This window comes from Bacillus sp. FSL H8-0547, from assembly GCA_038002745.1.
Classification (GTDB): domain Bacteria; phylum Bacillota; class Bacilli; order Bacillales; family Bacillaceae; genus Bacillus_P.
Genome location: JBBODD010000001.1, coordinates 2,642,829 through 2,662,521 on the forward strand (window position 1 = coordinate 2,642,829; position 19,693 = coordinate 2,662,521).

Genomic DNA, 19,693 nt, shown 5'->3' on the forward strand with positions numbered 1-19,693 from the left:
AGCGCCTAGATCCTCTGTCAGAACAAATCCGACAAAAAAGGCGGCACCCGGACTTTTCCGCCGGATTCTTATCTGCCTATCGGATCTGAACAAGGAGCTTACGCTTTTGTTCCTAAGCCAAAAACTCGTTCGGATTCAGTCCAAGCTCATAGCAGATATCTGCAACAGCTTTTTGTTCATTCTGATCGAAATGGCCGTCCGCATAACCGATGGCGATGCAATAGCGGGCAACAAGCCTCGCAATTTCCGGTTTCGTGCGCACTCTTCCAAGTGCTTTAAAGGCTTCAGCACGCCCGATGATCGGATCTCTTTCCATTTTTTGAACATATAGGTTAAATTGCTGAATGACTTTATTTGTGTCAAAAACACGAAGCTCTTCACTTTGATTCACAAACTCAATCATTTTTTGGCGCTCAGCCTGATCAAGGCGGCCATCTGCCGTGCCTACAAGTGCACAGGCGGCAACAACGGCTTCAAGGACGTCCTGACTCTTATATTTCTGGAAAAGCTCCATAGCCTTGTTCTTTTGCTGATTAGCCCATTCGGCGTAATCCGTCTGATTTGGAGACCAGGAATTGCCGCAGCTGTTGCACGTGAACTTTAACTTGTTTTTTCCGATAAATCCTCCAAGCAGCCCTACAGGTCCAAGAATCAAACCGCCTACAGCAGCTTTTCCAAGACCGAAGCCCTTTTCGCCTGTGCGTACGTTCGTTGAGCTGCAGCGTGTACAGCTGATCGTTTCCCCGCCGTATGTCTGAGATCCTTGACTATATGTCTGCTGCGGCTGGCTGTAGCTTTGCTGTGAATAGGCCGGAGGAGACTGAGTGTACGATGGCGCGGACTGCTGAGAATAGGCAGTCTGCTGAGGCTGATGCGTATTCTGCTGGGAATAGCTTGGCTGCTGCGGCTGAAATCCGCTTGAATGAATTCCCGCTGCCGGTGCCGGTTCGTCATCCACCGTTACTCCGAAGTTGCGGCACAAGGCTGCAAGGCCGCCCTGAAATCCGCTTGCAATTGCATTAAATTTCCACTCGCCGTTGTGGCGGTAGAGCTCAGCTGCAACAATCGCGGTTTCGACAGTAAAATCTCTTCCAAGATTAAACCTGATCAGCTCATCATTGTTATGCGGATTGAAAATGCGGACATAGGCATTTTCAACCTGTCCGAAGTTCTGCTGCTTTGCCTGTGCATCATGAATCGTAATTGTAAACGCAATCCGGTGAATATGCTGAGGGACAGCGCTTAAATTAATCTGAATCTGCTCATCATCCTGATGCCCTGCACCTGTCCTGTTATCTCCGGTGTACAGAATCGAACCGTTTCCGCCTGACGGATTGTTGTAAAAAACAAAATCCTGATCGCTGCCTACCTTGCCGGATTGACCGACCAGGAATGCTGATGCATCAAGGTCGTAGGAAGCCCCGTGCCTGCTTACATCCCATCCAAGTCCGACAATTACGTTCTGAAGGCCGGGATTTGATTTCGTTAAATCCACTTTTTGACCTTTACTGAGCGTCACACCCATACGTCCATCCACTCCTTAAGTTAAATAGCTTTTTGTAAAGTTGCTTAAATTATGTAAAATTAGTAAAAAATCACTCTCTTTAAATACTAAGTCTTTTAAACTATTTTTTCAATGATAAGGTGCGATTTCAAGACCCCATAATAACACGGGCAAAACAAAAGAGAACAGCAGCCCGCTGCTATTCTCCGTCCATCAGGCTCTTATGAATCCAGACAGCAGCCTGACATCCTTCTCCCATTGCAATGGTCACCTGCTCAGAATGCACGCCTGCATCTCCTGCAGCCCATACATGTTTTACACTTGTTTCCTTTGTCCGGGGATTTGTCAGGACATGCTTGTTTTCAAGCCGTTCAGCACCAAGCATTGCTGCAAGCCCGGTATGGACAGTGTTCCCTCCGAAAGCAAGAAAGCCGCGGTCACCCTCAAGCAGCGTCCCGTCTGCAAAACGAATTCCTTTAAACACAGATCCGTTTTCTGTTAAAACTTCATCAGCTTTCTTATCCACGCTTATAATTCCTTTGTGTTTAAGCTTCAAAATCAGGTCTTCAGGAATTGATTGCTGTTCATGATTGACATACACAATAGAATCGGTCCAATAAGAAAGGGTAAGCGCCATGTTTGCACCCGCAGCTCCCGCGCCGAGCACAATGGTTTTTTTATCCCTGACCTCATAGCCGTCACAATCGGGACACACATAGACACTGAGGCCAAGGCAGGCTTTTAGGCCAGGAAGCTCCGGCATTCTGTCAGATAGTCCAGTCGAAAGCAGCACTCTCTTTGCATAATAAACGGCTCCTGATGCCGTTTCAGCTTCAAAAGCATTTCCTGCTTTTTTAAGCCTGACTACGCGGCCGCTAAAGAAGTGCACGCCTGTTTCTTCAGCTTGTGCTTTTCCAAGCGCTCTCAGTTCTTCGCCGCTGATTCCGTCTGGCCAGCCCAGAATATTGCGGTAGCTTCTGCAAAGGGAAGAACGGCCTTCACCGGAATCAATGACAATTACATTTCTTCTGTAGCGGCCAAGCTGAATGGCTGCCTGAAGTCCAGCAATTCCTGCTCCAATAATCACACATTCGTATATATCGTTCATCAGCAACACGCCTTCGGTTATGTATAGTCTATAGGATGCTTCAATCAGAAAACCTCATTCACACGTAAGCCTTTTCACTTAGCGGGAATAACATTGGCGGAAGAAGGGAAGAAACTTTTACCAAAAAAGAGTGTCATGCTATTCATTTTTTCAAAATTCACCATTTACAGGGAAATACGCTCAGTCCCCGTCATATTGGCTTTGCAAGGATTTACAAAATTCATGCAGGAAATGTCACGTTTTTCAATTTCATACAAAAGTACTTATTTTGACATAAATCGACACTTGTTTGTTCATACCATCTACACTAAACTTATACTTTAAGGACAAGGAGGTCAGGTTATGTCTGTTCAGTCATCTAATGCTAGTAAGCAAAAAAACAGAAATTACCTATTTGAAATTTCATTTTTAAGAGCTTTTGCCTGTATGGCTGTTGTTGGCGTTCACGTTACGGCCACTCATTATTACGCAAATGCTCAAACATGGCATTGGTTTACGTATTTTATTAATCAGGTTGGAAGATTTGGAACAACCATTTTCGCTGTGCTCAGCGGCTTTCTCCTTTTTTACCAAGTGAGAAAAAGGGGATTTGATACAAAGAAATTCATTACTTCGCGCTTTTCAAAAATCCTGATTCCGTTTATCATCTGGAGCTTGGTTTACCGTTATCTGGTCTATCATTATGACGGGCTTGAATTTCAGGGGTTTGAAGCAGAACTTCAGAAATTCCTGCTTGGAAATTCGTTTTATCATTTGTATTTTATCGCCATCGTTGTTCAATTTTATTTTATCTTTCCGTTCCTTCAAAAAATTGTCAGATCTAAAATAGCTATGATTGTTTTTGCACTTTTAACTTTGGTGATCAGCTATAATTTATTCGGTTTTAATCCAGGCGTTGAGGGAGCTCTCGGTGCGTTTCTTGCCAGCAAGACCTTTATGCCGATCTGGATTTTTTACTTTGCTTTTGGAGGAGTCCTTGCCTATTTCTGGGACGAGATTACAGGTTTTGTGACGAAGCGTCCATGGCAGATGTTTGCACTCGCGCTTGTTGTTTCTGCCGGAGCAGTTGTGGAGTATCGTATCACTGGACAGGTTTCCAACAGAAGACTTACAAACCTGATCAACATTCCGCTGATATGTATTGCTACCATTGGAATGTACCCGCTTTTGACTAAACTGGCTATTATTAGAAAACCGCTGATGGTTATCGGCCAGTATTCAATGGGCATTTATCTCATTCATCCGATGACGTTATATCTTATGGTTGAATACCTGCCAAACAGCGTTTGGACAGTCGGCAACATTCCGCTGCTGTTCCTTGGTGTCATGGTCATTGGAGTGGCATTTATCAGGCTGCTGCAGTTTATTCCATTAAGCGGCTATGTTATTCCCGTACCGAAAATCAAAAAAGCAAGACCTGCTCAAGATGCATCTGCAGAAAGGCAGCTGCGCTCAGCATAAAAGTCCAGCCGTTTGGCTGGACTTTTTTTGTTTAGGAAATTATAAGAGTAAAAGGCTGTGGATAACATAACAAAGTTATCCTCGGCAAGCGTAAGCGCCTAAATCCTCTGTCAGAACAAATCCGTCAAAAAAGGCGGGACCCGGACTTTTTTGACGGATTCTTATCTGCCTATCGGAGCGGGCCTTGGCGCTTGCGCTTTTGTTCATGCACCTTCTGCTTTTTTTGCGTAACTTCCAACCAGCTGATCCAGCCGCTGCAATTGGAAGGCATATTCATAGACAGCGGATGCTACGACATTCAGTCTCTGATTTTCAATTTTTCCAGAGTCTCTTTCCATCATTTGAATGAGAAAAACCCTTGTTCCTCTTGTCACCCGGTCATCTTCAAAGCGGTCCTTGAGTTTAATTTTCCCTTCATATTTGAGCAGCAAATACTCATGCCATTTCGTCAGCTGCTCAATTTGATCATCAAACAACTGATCCTCTGCCAGTGTGGTTCTGCTCTGAAAGTAATGCTCTTCGATGACTTTCAGTACATCGGCAGCCTGCTGAATGGTTTTGAGCATCTGTTTAAACACGACAATTTCTCTTACATTCAGCGGATTGATCTTTGCCATCTTTTCCCGTTCTTCATCAAAAAGTTCATATAAGTCTTCAAGCTGCTGCAGGTCAGTTCTGAACTCTTTCCTTTTTTCCTGATAGTACGATTCAGTCAGCTCATCCGATACAGCAGTTCTCAATAAAAGAGACATCGTTTCAAAAACGGTCTGCACTTTTGAAAAAAAGTTCTCTTTATATTTTGGCGGAAGAATCAGGAGATTGACAATAAACGCTGAAGCAATTCCGATCAGAATGACGGCAAACCGGTTCAGCACATAAAGAAAATCCTCTTGCCCCGGTGCACTCATAATGGCCAAAACGGTTACAAGCGTCAATGAGATGGACGCTTCCATTTTCAGCTTCAGACAAATTACAATCACAGAGATGACAACGACTCCAATGACGAGAGGACTGCTGCCGAAAAAGTAAAGAGCAAACAGGGCGAGCAGCGCACCGAGTGTATTGGCCTGAATTTGTTCACGAACCTGTTTCCATGTCCTGTAGATGGAAGGCTGAATTGTAAAGATGGCGGCTACCCCGGCAAATACGGAATACTCAAGATTTGCAAGGGAGCAGATAAAAAGCGCCAGCGTGACAGATATTCCTGTTTTCAAAACGCGGGGTCCAAAAATCACTTGCTTCTTTCACTCCTCTATTCTCAGGATAAAGTAGCTTTAGTTTATCAGAAAGGCTGAGCAGTAAAAATGAAAAAAATTGATCTGAAAAAATTTTCATACAATCCCTTGTAAACTCATAGGAATTATGTATAATAAAAATACAAATTGAAAATTTAAAAAAATCAGACTGATTGGATAACCAAAGGTCCTTAACACCATGTTAAGGACCTTTTTTTGTTCAGAAAGGGGAGAAAGCGATGAGAAAGCTTATTATTTTTGCATTTATTGGTTTTTTGGCACAGTTAATTGATGGTTCACTGGGGATGGCGTACGGGGTCACATCTACTACACTGCTTTTGACTTTCGGGATTGCTCCTGCTGTTGCCTCGGCATCTGTGCATTTGGCAGAAGTAGTCACAACAGCAGCATCTGGAGCTTCCCACATTAAGTTTGGAAACGTGGATAAGCAGGCCGTCTATAAGCTGATTATTCCGGGCTCAATCGGAGCATTTGCGGGAGCGTGCTTTCTAAGTAATTTGCCCGGAGATCTGGCAAAACCGTTTATTGCTGTTTTCCTGCTTGCTTTAGGGCTGTATGTCCTAGTCCGTTTCTTATTTCACTTTGAAGCAAGGGAACAAAATCAATCCCTTGCATTAACAAGAAAAAAATCAATTCCTCTTGGGCTGATTGCAGGGTTCGCTGATGCAACCGGCGGAGGCGGATGGGGACCGATTGCAACGCCAGTGCTGCTTTCGCAAAAAGGAGCCTCAGCACGCAAAGTGGTAGGGACGGTTGATACGAGTGAATTTGCCATTGCCGTATCAGCAACACTTGGATTTTTGCTTTCTCTTGGATGGGAGCAGGTCAACTGGCTGTGGGTTGGGGCATTAATGATTGGAGGGATCATCGCTGCACCGATTGCCGCCTGGCTTGTAAGGAAGCTTCCCGGCCACCTTCTTGGCGTCCTTGTAGGAGGATTCATCGTGCTGACTAACGCGAGAACGCTGCTGACAACTTGGAATACGGATGCATCGATTACACCATTTGTTTATGGATTTATCATTATCGGCTGGGCTGCTGCGGTTGCATATGCCGTGAAACGCAACAGAGGAAGATCCGAGGAAGCGGCAGTCGTCTGATAAAAAGAAAAAACCCCTTTTGGCCGAGGGGTTTTTCACGTTAGTAAGCGATAAACTGCAAGATTGAAGCAATTAGCAATGACCCTGAAATGCCAAACAGCAGATCTTGTTTTGTCATATCCAGCTTATTCAGTAATTTCCCCATTTTCATTTCCCCTTTGGTTTTTCTTCTTACATATAAGACGGATTAACGTGGCGGTTTGTTTCAAATAGAGAGAAGAAATTTTAGCGCTCATCCCTTATAAAGGGCCATACCATATGTCCTGATAAAAAGAAATTTAGTATTCGGATATGGTGAAAAACGAACTAATTTCACTTATTTTTTGCAGGAAACTAAGGAATATAGTGGGAATTTTCAGTTATTTGGTAAGGTAATTGTTATCGTGCTGTTACATTTGTAATGGATTTATTATCTCGCTGTTTTTTACAAGCCTCTTTTTTATGCTAAGATGGGAAACATCGATTGCTGAAGGAGGAGGAAAAATAATGAAAAAAACAATCTTTTCATTAGCAGCAGCTGCTGCACTAACAACGACAGCAGGATTTAGCGCACAGGCAGAAGAGGTCGTAGTGGAGAAGGGTGACACTCTTTACAGCCTATCCAAAGAACATAACGTTTCAGTGGAAGATATTAAGAGCTGGAACGGCTTATCATCAGACATAATCATGGCAGACAATACATTAAAAGTATCAGATGAGGAAGTTTACACTGTCGTTGCCGGAGACACTTTATGGAGCATCGGAGAAAAATTCGGAGCTAGTGTTGATCATATTAAAGGTAAAAACGATCTTCAAAGCGACCTGATCCAACCTGGACAGGAATTAGTGGTTTACAGTGATGCAGATAATGGCAAGCCTGCACCTGCCCCTGCAAAACCTAGCGAAAAGCCTAAGGACACAAATCCGTCTGTAAATGAGGCTTCTGCAAGCGCGGTTTCAGAAAATGATGTGAAAGAAGAGAGCGTTGCAAAAGAAATGACAGTTACAGCAACAGCTTATACCGCTTTTTGTGACGGCTGCTCAGGAACAACGGCAACCGGCGTTGATTTAAGAGCAAATCCTGACAAAAAAGTGATTGCAGTTGATCCTAATGTAATTCCGCTTGGATCAAAAGTATATGTTGAAGGCTACGGCTATGCAACAGCAGAGGACACAGGCGGAGCGATTAAAGGCGACCGCATTGATGTGTTCATTCCTACACAAGATGCAGCAGTGGCATTTGGCAAGCGCGAAGTAAATGTAAAAGTTTTAAACTGATAGATTGATAGAATACCGTGAATCTCCCAGGAGATTTACGGTATTTTTTTGCGGTCATAAATCTAATTCCTTCTAATAAAGGGTATAATGGATATTTACCCGAAGCACATGTGATAAAACAAATGAAATTGAGGTTCAGGACAAATGAAAAACGGATTTTCAGATTACAAGTTAAGCTCTGATCTACTTAAAGCTTTAGATAAATTAAGCTATAACCAGCCGACTGAAGTACAAAAGCTCGTGATTCCGGCTGCCCTGCAGCAAAAAGATCTTGTGGTTAAATCCCAGACAGGCAGCGGAAAAACAGCAGCTTTCGGCATTCCTCTGTGCGAGCTTGTTGAATGGGAAGAGAATAAGCCGCAGGCGCTTGTTTTGACACCGACAAGGGAGCTTGCGGCACAAATAAAAGAAGATCTCACAAACATTGGGAGATTCAAACGAATTAAAGCAGCGGCTATTTATGGGAAACAGCCATTTGAACGTCAGAAAATAGAATTGAAGCAAAAGACGCACATCGTTGCGGGCACACCCGGAAGAGTACTTGATCACATTGAAAAAGGTACATTTCCCCTCGAGAAATTGCGCTTTTTAATCATAGATGAAGCTGATGAGATGCTGAATATGGGGTTTATCGATCAAGTGGCGGCCATTATGGAAGAACTGCCGAAAGAGCGGATATCGATGCTCTTTTCAGCTACTCTTCCTGATGATGTTGAAAAGCTGTGCGACAAATATATGAACGATCCGGTCCAAATTGAAATAAAGGCATCTGGATTAACGACGTCTGACATTGACCATTCGCTCATCACCGTTTCAGAGGATGATAAATTTTCACTTGCAAAAGCAGTAACGGTGATCGAAAATCCTGACAGCTGCATTCTTTTTTGCAGAACGCAGGAGAGGGTGGATTTACTGGAGAGGAAGCTCAGCCGTGCTGGCTATCCTTGCGGAAAAATTCATGGCGGACTCGTTCAGGAAGATCGTTTTTCTGTTATGGATGATTTCAAAAAAGGAGCGTTCCGCTACTTAATTGCAACAGATGTTGCGGCAAGGGGAATTGACGTTGACAACGTATCCCTTGTGATCAATTACGATCTGCCGCTTGAAAAAGAAAGCTATGTACACAGAACAGGCAGAACCGGAAGAGCAGGGAAAAAAGGAAAGGCAATAACGTTTGCGGTGCCAAATGAAGAAAGAATGACAGCGGAGATTGAGGACTATATCGGATTTGCCATCCGCAAAACAGACGCCCCAACTCATGAAGAAACGGCAGCTGCCAAACCGGCTTTTGATAAGAAACTTTCAGCGAAGCCCGCTATGAAAAAAGACAAAAGTGCCCAGTTGAATAAAGACATCATGAAACTTTATTTTAACGGCGGGAAGAAAAAGAAAATCAGAGCCGTTGATTTTGTCGGGACAATCTCAAACCTTCCCGGCATCACGGCGGATGATATTGGGATCATTTCCATACAGGAAAATGTCTCATACGTAGATATTCTTAACGGGAAAGGACCGGCCGTTATAAAAGCCATGAAAACGACCACTGTTAAGGGAAAACTTCTGAAGGTACATGAAGCAAGAAAGTGAATGATCCGGGAGAAGATCATTAGAATCCGGGAAGTAACCCTTCGTGCGGATGCGTGGTAGCTGAAGGGTCATAAGGAACCGAGAAAGCTGATCCATTAGAAAAAATCCGAACTATTCAACAATCAATCAGTTCGGATTTTTTAGTTCTTTTATATGGCCCATGCTTCACTATTCTTCCTTTTCGCTGACAGTATCGTCTACGATCGCAAAAAGCTGCCGGTCGAATAGGTCGTCGCTGCAGAGGAGATGCTCGTCAGCCTGATTCACAATGTCTGTCAGTTCTCCTGTATCCCCTTTTGCATTTATGATTTCAACCATTTGATTTAATCCTTCGGACGTTTGATCTTGAGTGTGTTTATCTTTCATTGATCAATCACTCTCCTTTTATCGGTAGGATTCTCCTGGAAAGTCATTTTTACGCGCCGGAAGAATTGCTTTTCTTTTAGAATACAGCTATGGTTTTATAGACGCATATTTTTAACGCTAAAGGATGGGAAATGATTGCAGAATCAAAGCCGGAAACCGGCCTATATTTATACGTTTGCAAGCACAAATGAAGAGCTTGAACTATGCAAGCTTGAAATGCGGTCTTTTTTTGGCGTTCAGCCGGATGGATACTGCCTGAAAAGCAGCATATGCATTGATCCAAGCAGAAGCCCTTTTATGAAAGAGCGCATAGAGATCTTATATGAAGGAAATGAAGTAGAGGATATCGTTCAGCAGGTTGGCAAGATTGATATCGGTACGAACACTTTTAAGATCATTTTTCTGAAAATCAATGACCTGGATGAGTCAGAACAAATCAGCTATGATGAACGGCGGAAGATTGAACGCAGAGTAGGCTGGCCGTTTAAAGCAGAAGCGGATGTCCGGAATCCTGATCAGATATTTGGGATTACAGTACACGAAGGACGCTGGTATTTTGGAAACTATACAAAAGCCGAACCTGTATATCTGCACCATGTGAAAAAGCCTCGGGAGTATTCAACCGCTCTCAGTACAAGGGTTGCAAGAGCAGCGGCTAACATTGCAGTCCCGCATCCTGCCGGAGTAAAGGCAATCGACCCCTGCTGCGGAATAGGAACAGTGCTCGTTGAAGCTCTTTCAATGGGGATTGACATTGTCGGCCGTGATATCAACCCTCTTGTCGTGGATGGCTCCAGAGAAAATATTGCCCATTTTGGCTATGAGTGTGATGTGAAAGTATCTCCGATTGCAGAGGTAAATGGAGAGTATGACGCGGCCATCATCGATATGCCTTACAACCTTTATACACATGCTACCCCTGAAGAGCAGCTTGATATCATCAGGCATGCAAGACGCATTGCAGATCGTGCAGTCATTGTCACGAGTGAAACGATGGATCACATGATTATCGAAGCCGGCTTTGCCATCATCGACAGATGCACGGTCAGAAAGCAAATGTTCTCTAGACAGGTTCTTGTATGTGAATAGATTGTCAGGATCGTGAGGATACTAACTTCTTGAATGAAAATCAGGAGGTATCAGCGATGGACGATAACATGGAGAGCCCCTTTGAGCATAAGTTCATCCCGGTAACATCTGTGATGAGCGGACTTGAAATCGATGTGCTTCCCGGGGTTTACTGCTATACAAATCAAGTGGTAAACGTAGTATTTATGAGAAGCGGGGACGACTGGTATGTCATTGATGCAGGGATGCCCCACTCTGCAGACGCTATTAAAAAAGCATTTGAAGCACATGGTGGAATGGATGCTGCTCCAAAAGCGATTCTGCTTACACATGGGCATTTTGACCATGTGGGAGGGATTGTGGAACTTGTTGAACAGTGGCAGGTGCCGGTGTATGCCCACGAACTTGAAATTCCATTTTTAACTGGCCAAAAAGATTATCCTGAACCGGACCCAAGTGCAGAAGGAGGAATGGTCGCGAAACTGTCAAAAATGTTTCCGAACGAATCCATTGATCTTAAAGACCGGGTCAAGCCGCTTGAACCAGACGGGATGATTCCGGGCCTTCCTGATTGGAAATGGGTTCATACTCCCGGCCATACACCAGGACATGTCTCATTTTTCAGGGAATCCGACAGAACGCTGATCGCAGGGGATGCGTTTGTAACCGTGAGGCAGGACTCCCTCTATAAAGTGTTTACACAAAAACAGGAAATCTCAGGTCCGCCCAGATATTTCACGACGGACTGGCAGGCAGCATGGGAGTCTGTCAGAACACTCGAATCCTTAAAGCCTTCCACAGCAATTACAGGACATGGTGTGCCTGTATCAGGAGAAGAACTGCGTGAAGGTCTTGCCCTTTTGAGCAGGGACTTTGAAAAACTGGCTATTCCCGAACATGGAAAATATTTTCATTAAAGCCGGGAAACCGGCTTTTTTTCGTTAATAAAAAGCAGAAATCCGCCACAGGGATTTCTGCTTAATTTTCGTCTGTCTCACTTACCTTTTCAATCTTCTCAACAAACATCTGATAGACTCTTCGCTTTTCATCCAATTCTTTTATGTACAGTTTCAGTTCATTGAACTTTTCTTCAAACGGCTTTTGGTAAGTGGTTTTGATCGTGCTGATGATTTCGTCATTAATCGTGGATTGAATCACTTGTTTCGTAATACCGAACTTATAGGAATACAGCTGAAGTTCGCTTTTTATTTTTTCGTATTCAGCATCAATCTCATTCTTTTGCTGCAGCATATCTTCTTTCCATTTTTGCAGAGAATCTTTTACGTAGGACTCCATCGTTTCCCTCCAAGGATCGTCTATTTCAATACACTATTGAATGAAAAGGCGGATTTTCTGGGGGTGGCAGATGGATTATGCTTCCTTCTTCCCTCATGCCTTAAGTTTAAGATAGGACCATCGCTTCAGTTCTTTTTCCGTCCGGATGAACCATTATACTAGTAAAATATTTCCGATTATAGGATTATAGACCAATTCCAAGTTTTTCATAGTATGGTATCTTTATACGTGTAGAAAAAACAGAAAATTCTACATGTTCTTACAAATTAGGAGGGGACCGCACTTGAATAACTGGAGCAAGAAACTTGGAACGTCGATTCTGGCTGCAAGCTTGACGGCAGGCCTGTTTGCACCGGCAGCTTTCGCCAAGCAGCCAGTACAGGAAAATACACAAACGGCTTTGTCTGCGCCGATTGATATGAATATCATTAATGAAGAGCGCCTGGCTAACGCTTTGAAGAAACAGGGAATCATCCCGAAAAAGGCAAGCGACAAAGAGGCTGCCGCAGCTGTGAAAAACTATATTGAAAAAAAGCAAGGTGAAAAGCCTGCTGCCGATCTGCATACAGAAGATGGTCATTCACATGCAGAATATGATCTTGATGAAAAGTCAAAAGACTTTTTAACGAAACAAAAAGAGCAGCTCACAAAGCAGCTCACTAAAGGTCATGATAAGCTGAAAAAAGGTAAAAAAGACGGCTTTGTTAACGTGAAACCTGCTAGACAAGCAAATTATGAAGGAGCAGTAAGAGAAGATAAGGTTCTGATTTTGCTTGTTGAATTTGAAGATTTTAAACACAACAATATCATTAAAGAAGAAGGCTACATGTATTCAAATGATTTCAGCAAAGAGCATTATGAAAACATGCTGTTCGGGGACAAGCCGTTTCAGCTTCTGGACGGAAAAAAAGTTCCTACCTTTAAGCAGTTCTATGAAGAGCAGTCCGGTGGAAGCTATACAGTAGACGGTACAGTTTCTGAGTGGCTGACGGTTCCGGGAAAAGCTGCTGACTACGGAGACGATAATCCGGCAGGGGGACACGATAACCTTGCCCCGCTTGGACCCCGTGATCTTGTAAAAGAATCTCTTAAAGCTGCTGCCTCATCAGGTATGAATCTCGCAGACTATGATGAATTTGATTTGTATGACCTTGATGGTGACGGCAATCAAAATGAGCCGGACGGTCTTGTAGACCACTTGATGATTGTTCATGCGGGAACAGGCCAGGAAGCAGGCGGCGGAAAGCTTGAGAGCAACGCAATCTGGTCACACCGCTGGACACTTGACGGTGTATTCCCTGTACCTGGCACAGAGGCTGAGGTGGATTACTGGGGCGGAAATATGGCTGCATTTGATTACACAATCCAGCCTGAAGACGGGGCAGTCGGCGTTTTTGCCCATGAATTCGGACATGATTTAGGCCTTCCTGATGAGTATGATACGCAGTATTCAGGCCAGGGTGAACCGGTTGCTTCATGGTCCATTATGAGCGGCGGAAGCTGGAACGGAGAGATTGCCGGAACAGAACCGACAAGTTTTTCTCCGCAGAATAAAGAATTCTTCCAGACGATGATGGGCGGAAACTGGGCAAACATTCACGAAATCAATTACAAGGACGTAACGGCTGAAGGCACGGCAGCTTTTATCGACCAAAGTGTAACAAAGTCAAACAATCCTGGAATTGTAAAAGTAAACCTTCCTGAAAAAGAAGTGAAAAGTACAATTCAGCCCGAATTTGGCGAAAAATATTATCACAGTACGAAAGGTGATAACGTACACACTGTAATGGAAACACCCCAATTTGATCTTACAGGCAAAACAAGTGCAGAATTCACTTTCAAAGCAAATTATGAGATTGAATACGGCTGTGCATGTGATGCTTTAACTGTAAAAGCAGAAACAGCTGACGGAAGCAAAGTTCTTGAGATCCTCGGCGGAGATGTAACTGACGGAGATGCAACTAAGGGAACAACTGGCGGAAAATGGATCGACAAGTCATACGACTTGAGCGAATTTGCAGGCAAAAAAGTGAAGCTTGTCTTTGATTATTCGACAGACGGCGGACTTGCGCCTGAAGGGTTTGCGCTGGACAACGCGGTTTTAACAGCTGACGGCGAACAGCTTTTCAGCGATGACGCAGAAGGTGCAGCGAAGTTTACACTGGACGGTTTTAAATCGTTCGACGGAACGTATCTTGCTAAACATCACTACTATCTTGAGTGGAGAAACTATGCAGGTTCTGATAAAGCTCTTGCGTTCTCACGCGGACCTAAATACAACACAGGCATGGTTGTGTGGTATGCAGATGACAGCTTCACAGACAACTGGGTAGGCGAACATCCTGGTGAAGGCTTCCTTGGAGTCGTGGATTCTCATCCGCAGCCGCTGTACGGTCTGCTTGACGGCAAACTGACTACTACTCAATCAACACGCTACCAGATTGCAGATGCAGCATTCTCATATGACAAGTCGCCTTCCTGGTACGTAGACAGCCCGACACGCGGCGAATACAGCTACAACGGACTGAAGGGTGTAACATTCTTTGATGATTCAAGACTTTACATCAATGATGTCATTCCGGATGCAGGACGAAAAGTTCCAAACTACGGCCTGAAATTCCAGGTAGTAGGAGAAGCGAAAGACAATTCCGCCGGTGCGGTTTGGATTCGTAAATAACTAATATTAATGAAGGAGCATCGTTCTTTTGAGCGGTGCTCTTTTTTATTTAACATGATAAAGTAAGGGTTTCTTCACTGTCCCTAAGGGTCAATTTACAGCAGACAATTGAACATTCCTCAATATTTACTTTCTTCCCCCATCTATAAAATTCCACCCCGGCAAAGGCAGGTTTGTATTATACTTTAAGAAAATAAAACAAACAGAAATTTTTGAAAAGTTATCGGGGGTCTCCATGTTTTATTCACTTAGAAATCGGCTGTTTATCATTTTTACGATTCTTCTGACCGTTCCGTTTCTTGTTTTGTCCCTTCTTATCCCGGCATGGTTTACTTCTGTTATTGAAGATCAGACAAAGGATTCAACTGTTGAAATGATGGAGCAGTTTTCAATCTATATTAACTCCGTCACCTCACAGGCAGAAGATTTGGGGAAACAGGTACTTGTTAATCAGGCAACTCAGGACTGGCTGCATGCAGAAAGTGATTCTGCTGTTTCGTCCGATGAGAGGATGCTGATCAAAAACCAGCTGAAAATGCAGCTTTCTTCGATGATGATCAATAATTCAAATGACATGGACATTTCTGTTTTTCTAAACGATGGAACAGGGACATGGGGAGATAACCCGAACCTTTCTGAAACGGACTGGTACAAGGCATTTTCAAAAGATGAAAAGCGATGGATAAGTCATCACCAGGACCCGTACCAGCTTCATCAGGCTAAGAGAGAAATGGAGGTTAACAGCTATTTAATTCCTCTTTTTGATATGCAGATGCTTGATTTATCGGGAATCATTAAAGTCAGTTTTCCAGCTTCGCTTCTTGAGACTGCGCTTGGAAAAATTAAACTAGGGGATAACGGACGCGTTTATCTTCTGGATGAAAACGGAAAGAACGTGTTGTCCGGCAAGGTGGAAACACCTGTATCCGTATTAAAGGACAGTCTTGGAAACATTGAACGGATGAATCAGTCAAATGGGCTTATTGAAACGGAATACGGGGGTAAAGATTATCTTGTTTTTTTTCAAAAATTAAAGATAGGCAATTGGACGCTTTTCAGTGAAATCACAACTTCTGAGCTTTTCGCAGAAATTGACAGGCTGCAGAAAAAATTATTCTTTTTTAGCGGAGTGATCTTTCTGCTGACAATCCTTGCTTCGTATGTCCTTTCTTCCAACATTGTCCGTCCTCTCGGTAAGCTTACTAATGCCATGAAATTTGTAGAAAATGGAGATCTTGAAGGAGCTAGGTCGTTTATGCCGACCATTAAATCCTATAATCATGAGGTGGGATACGCCATTAAGGTGTTTGATCATACCGTGGAAAAGCTGAATGACCTCATCAAAACAGAATATGAGGCAAATCTCCGAAGAAAGGATGCTGAGTATAAAGCTCTGCTTTTGCAGATTAATCCGCATTTTTTAAACAATACGCTAGAAGTCATTGGGAGTCTCGCCCTGCAGAATAAACAGAAGGAAGTACTGGATGTAAGCATCTTTCTCGGAAGAATGATGAGATATTCATTAAATACAAAAACGGATATTGTCAAATTAGGAGAAGAGCTTGCCTATATCCGTGACTTCATCGAAATTGTAAAGCTCAGATATGATGGGGCAGTCAGCTTTATTATAGAAGAAGATCCGGCAGCAGCATCCTTTCCCATCTGCAAATTTATCATTCAGCCGCTTGTAGAAAATGCGGTTAAATATAGTCTAATACAAAAAACAGAGGCGGAAATTCTGATTAGGACCGAATGGAAAGATAATAAGTTAACTATTTTGATAGATGACGATGGCATAGGCATGTCAAAGGAGATGGCATCGAAGATCTTAGCCGAAGAGAAAGGATACGAAACCGTTCTGGACAGTGGAGGAAGCAGCATTGGGCTGAGAAATGTCATTGGGAGGCTGAAGCTGTTCTGCGGGAGCCGGTTTTCAATCAGCATTCAGTCAGAAGAAGGAGCAGGGACAAGCATTGCATTATGTATAAAGGGAAATGAGGGGGATATACATGATGAAGGTCATACTGGCGGACGATGAAATTCAAGTGCGCAGAGGGCTGAAAATGAAAGCAAACTGGGAAGAAGAAGGATTCCTGATTGCCGGAGAAGCATCAAATGGAAAGGAAGCGCTTCAGCTTGTGAAAGAAATGAAGGCAGATGTCGTCATTACGGACGTCCGGATGCCTGTGATGGACGGGATTGAATTCGCTGGAAGATGTCACCGTGAGTTTCCCGGTGTAAAAGTTATTGTGTTATCGGGGTATTCCGATTTTGACTATGTAAGGTCGTCCCTGGTTGAAGGAGTAAAGGATTATTTGCTCAAGCCTGTTGCTCCAGACGAGCTAGCAGGAGCTTTAAGAAGGGTGAAGGAAGAAATAGCAGCTGAAAAAATGAAGCAGATTGAAGCAGATAAAATGACAAGGCTTGTTCACACGCAGCTGGAAGAAATGAAGGAACAATATATCCTTCAGCTCGTAAAACAGGACTGGACTGAGTCAGCTGCCGAAAGACTGCATCACTTTGAGATGGACTTTCTCGCCAATAAAGAAAATTCGGTTCAATTTTTTACCGTGGAACTCAGGTCAGACAGATATTCAGTAAAGGAGCTATGGCTTCCCTTCAAAATGCTCTGCAAAGAAATAGCGGGAACGTATGAAAGGGCGTACGCTTTTCATGATGCCGGGTATGCAGGCATGATCCATTTTCTTCAGTGTTCATCAGACAGGAACGCTTTTGAAACATCCACCATGATCAAAAAGGTTCAAACGTATGTAAAAAAATATCTTGGAGCAGAAACCGTCATCGGAATAGGCAAGCAGGTATCAGCATCAGAGCTAAAAACAGGCTACATTTCTGCCCTGCTTGCCTGGAGCCAGAGTGATCCTGATGAAAAATCACAAGTGATCGACGGAACATTTCATAAAGAGGTATATGAGCTCTCTCCTGATCTCGAGAAAAAAGCAGTCAATCTGATTGAAAATGGCCGAATGCGAGACTGTAGCATACTGATTCTAGAGCTTTTAAATGAAGCAAAGACTAAGTCAATGCTGTCCTTTTCTTTTGCAGCCGGCAGGATCCTTTTGCTGCTTGAATCGCTTGCTGTGAAATATGATTTGGACAGAGAACAAATGAACCAGACGATGTGGACATGCCAGCAGAGTATTGGAGAATTAACCTCCCATGAAAAAGTCATTGAGCAGCTGACGGATTTTGCTCACAGTATTATCCAGAAGGTAAACACGTTCCGCTCTTCGCCAAACGGCTTATCCATTGTGGAAAACGTGCGCCGATACCTCGACCTGAATTTTGCAAATGAAATATCACTTAGTGTGCTGGCTGATCAATTTCATATTAACAGTGCTTATTTGTCCGAACTTTTTAAGCTGCATGTCGGACATACTTTCAGTGATTATTTGGTGGAGGTACGGATGAAGCATGCATGCAGATTGTTAAAAGACAGACAGCTGAAAGTGATTGATATTGCCTACTTAACAGGCTACTCTAATTCCAATTATTTCAGTACTGTCTTTAAAAAACACATCGGACAGACACCGGCTGAATACAGGAAGTCTGCTTTGAGCATGGGAGGAGGAAAAAGCAGATGAAAAAAGGTGCGGTTATACTTATCCCCATCCTTCTGCTGATCCTTGCAGGCGTGTATTATGCCTATTCATCCTTCAACCTGTTTTCAACTGATGAAAGGAACGATGAGGAACGGTCATCCGGAAAATCCGAAGCTATTGAACTGACTTTCTGGCGGAATTATGGGACAAAGCTTGAAAATGAAGCCTATATTGAGCTGATTTCAGCTTTTGAATCAGCTCATCCCGGCATAAAGATTAACATGAACGCTATTCCGTATGGGGATTATGAATTAAGGCTGAGGACGGAAATTGCCGCAGGAAGCCCTCCTGACATTATGTCGATCGACAGTCCCAACCTTGGGCTTTATGCAAATTCGGGTGCGCTGCTTTCCATTGATAAAGAAATGAAAGCAGAAGGACAGATCGACGATATCCCTCATTCAACACTTGAAGGGATGAAATATAAAGGAGACATCTATCTGTCTCCCATCGCGGAATCCGGTGTGGCCTTGTTTTATAACATTCACCTTTTTAAAAAGGCGGGACTGCCGCTTCCATCACAGGATCCTGCCGACCCAATGTCATGGGACGAGGCAGTGAAGCTTGCGAAAGAAATCAATGATCCCGCAAAAGGGGTTTATGGAATTGATCCTGCACAGGGGTTCAGCGGCGGGGAATCTCCAGCCTACTTTAAAACGCCGCTGCTGTGGCAATTCGGCGCGGATGTTCTAAGTCCTGACGGGAAAACGGCATCCGGTTATCTGGATTCAAACAACGCCATAAAAGCCCTGCAATTCTATCAGGATCTTTATCACCGCCACGGAGTTGCTTCTGTTGAAATGCCTCCCGATCCGTTTGTAACAGGTCACCTTGGAATGTCTGTCATGGGTTCATGGATGCTTGAAGAAATTGAAAAGAATTTCCCTGATTTTAAGCTTGGAGAGGATTACGGAGTGGCACCTTTGCCGAAAGGGACGCGCCAGGTGACCCCAAATGGAGGCTGGGCGCTCGGCATATCAGCTGAATCCAGGCATCCGAAAGAGGCATGGGCGTTTATAAAGTATTTGACAAGCTATGAAGGTTCCAGAAAATACGTTGACATAACAGGCGACATGCCTGCCCGATTTTCAGTATCCAAATCATTTCCGGAACTCTCATCCTATCCTAAAAATATTTTTGTTCATCAGGCCCTAAACTACTCAAAAAACCGTCCTGTTTCACCGGCTTATCCAGTCATAAGCGATTCTTTGAAAGAATTATTTGAAGACATCGGAATAGGCAGAAAGGACGTAAAAAAATCCGCCGATAAAGCTGTCGCAAAAATAAATGGAAGTCTCGATGATATCGATAAGAAGGAATGACGGGAAATTTTGGTTGTGGAAAGCTGAAACATTTGTTAGCATTTAAAGCCCAAATAAAACGTCAAAAT

The 19,693-nt window shown here is 43.6% G+C and carries 15 protein-coding genes; 10 read left to right on the forward strand and 5 right to left on the reverse strand.

All coding sequences use genetic code 11. From position 1 onward, the window contains the following. Positions 1 to 112: 112 nt before the first annotated feature. Both MHB63_12975 and MHB63_12980 read right to left on the reverse strand, forming a co-directional pair. Positions 113 to 1,525 carry a TerD family protein gene (locus tag MHB63_12975; protein MEK3807450.1) on the reverse strand — a complete coding sequence of 471 codons (1,413 nt, stop codon included), beginning with the start codon at positions 1,523 to 1,525 and terminating at the stop codon, positions 113 to 115. A 178-nt stretch (positions 1,526 to 1,703) separates the two neighbouring features. Next, a complete protein-coding gene (locus MHB63_12980) occupies positions 1,704 to 2,612 on the reverse strand; it encodes an NAD(P)/FAD-dependent oxidoreductase (GenBank protein MEK3807451.1) in 909 nt (302 codons plus the stop codon). A gap of 342 nt (positions 2,613 to 2,954) precedes the next feature. Here MHB63_12980 and MHB63_12985 point away from each other — a divergent pair, with 342 nt between their 5' ends. After that, positions 2,955 to 4,073 carry an acyltransferase gene (locus tag MHB63_12985; GenBank protein ID MEK3807452.1) on the forward strand — a complete coding sequence of 373 codons (1,119 nt, stop codon included), beginning with the start codon at positions 2,955 to 2,957 and terminating at the stop codon, positions 4,071 to 4,073. A gap of 203 nt (positions 4,074 to 4,276) precedes the next feature. Here MHB63_12985 and MHB63_12990 read toward each other — a convergent pair whose 3' ends face one another. Next, entirely contained in the window at positions 4,277 to 5,308 is a 1,032-nt protein-coding gene (locus tag MHB63_12990; protein ID MEK3807453.1) for an aromatic acid exporter family protein, read from the reverse strand. A gap of 239 nt (positions 5,309 to 5,547) precedes the next feature. Here MHB63_12990 and MHB63_12995 point away from each other — a divergent pair, with 239 nt between their 5' ends. The 3 genes from MHB63_12995 to MHB63_13005 all read left to right on the forward strand — a co-directional run bounded on the left by MHB63_12995 (position 5,548) and on the right by MHB63_13005 (position 9,273). Further along, positions 5,548 to 6,429, forward strand: coding sequence for a sulfite exporter TauE/SafE family protein (locus MHB63_12995; GenBank protein ID MEK3807454.1), 882 nt, complete (start codon positions 5,548 to 5,550; stop codon positions 6,427 to 6,429). Between the two features lie 486 nt (positions 6,430 to 6,915). Beyond that, a complete protein-coding gene (locus MHB63_13000) occupies positions 6,916 to 7,686 on the forward strand; it encodes a LysM peptidoglycan-binding domain-containing protein (GenBank protein ID MEK3807455.1) in 771 nt (256 codons plus the stop codon). A gap of 144 nt (positions 7,687 to 7,830) precedes the next feature. Continuing rightward, on the forward strand, positions 7,831 to 9,273 hold the full coding sequence (locus MHB63_13005; GenBank protein MEK3807456.1) for a DEAD/DEAH box helicase: 1,443 nt from the start codon (positions 7,831 to 7,833) through the stop codon (positions 9,271 to 9,273). A gap of 168 nt (positions 9,274 to 9,441) precedes the next feature. Here MHB63_13005 and MHB63_13010 read toward each other — a convergent pair whose 3' ends face one another. Next, the gene (locus MHB63_13010; protein ID MEK3807457.1) at positions 9,442 to 9,639 is read right to left on the reverse strand and encodes a hypothetical protein; all 198 of its coding nucleotides are present in this window, start codon (positions 9,637 to 9,639) and stop codon (positions 9,442 to 9,444) included. Positions 9,640 to 9,774: 135 nt separating this feature from the next. Between MHB63_13010 and MHB63_13015 the strand changes: the two genes are divergently transcribed. Continuing rightward, on the forward strand, positions 9,775 to 10,728 hold the full coding sequence (locus MHB63_13015; GenBank protein MEK3807458.1) for an RNA methyltransferase: 954 nt from the start codon (positions 9,775 to 9,777) through the stop codon (positions 10,726 to 10,728). Between the two features lie 56 nt (positions 10,729 to 10,784). Then, positions 10,785 to 11,624 (forward strand): MBL fold metallo-hydrolase, encoded by an 840-nt coding sequence (locus tag MHB63_13020; GenBank protein MEK3807459.1) that lies wholly within the window; start codon positions 10,785 to 10,787, stop codon positions 11,622 to 11,624. Positions 11,625 to 11,685: 61 nt separating this feature from the next. Here the strand turns inward: MHB63_13020 and MHB63_13025 are convergent, their stop codons facing one another. After that, positions 11,686 to 12,003, reverse strand: a complete 318-nt coding sequence (locus tag MHB63_13025) for a hypothetical protein (GenBank protein ID MEK3807460.1) — start codon at positions 12,001 to 12,003, stop codon at positions 11,686 to 11,688. Positions 12,004 to 12,256: 253 nt separating this feature from the next. On the opposite strand from MHB63_13025, the gene MHB63_13030 reads away from it, so the two are divergent. The 4 genes from MHB63_13030 (at position 12,257) to MHB63_13045 (ending at position 19,625) form a co-directional block, all read left to right on the forward strand. After that, a complete protein-coding gene (locus MHB63_13030) occupies positions 12,257 to 14,680 on the forward strand; it encodes an immune inhibitor A domain-containing protein (protein ID MEK3807461.1) in 2,424 nt (807 codons plus the stop codon). A gap of 235 nt (positions 14,681 to 14,915) precedes the next feature. Beyond that, complete coding sequence (locus tag MHB63_13035) at positions 14,916 to 16,718, forward strand: histidine kinase (GenBank protein ID MEK3807462.1); 1,803 nt, start codon at positions 14,916 to 14,918, stop codon at positions 16,716 to 16,718. Beyond that, on the forward strand, positions 16,690 to 18,285 hold the full coding sequence (locus MHB63_13040) for a response regulator (GenBank protein ID MEK3807463.1): 1,596 nt from the start codon (positions 16,690 to 16,692) through the stop codon (positions 18,283 to 18,285). Before MHB63_13035 ends, MHB63_13040 begins: the two co-directional genes overlap by 29 nt. Further along, positions 18,282 to 19,625 carry a sugar ABC transporter substrate-binding protein gene (locus MHB63_13045; protein ID MEK3807464.1) on the forward strand — a complete coding sequence of 448 codons (1,344 nt, stop codon included), beginning with the start codon at positions 18,282 to 18,284 and terminating at the stop codon, positions 19,623 to 19,625. The genes MHB63_13040 and MHB63_13045 overlap by 4 nt, the downstream gene beginning before the upstream one ends. Positions 19,626 to 19,693 lie beyond the last annotated feature (68 nt).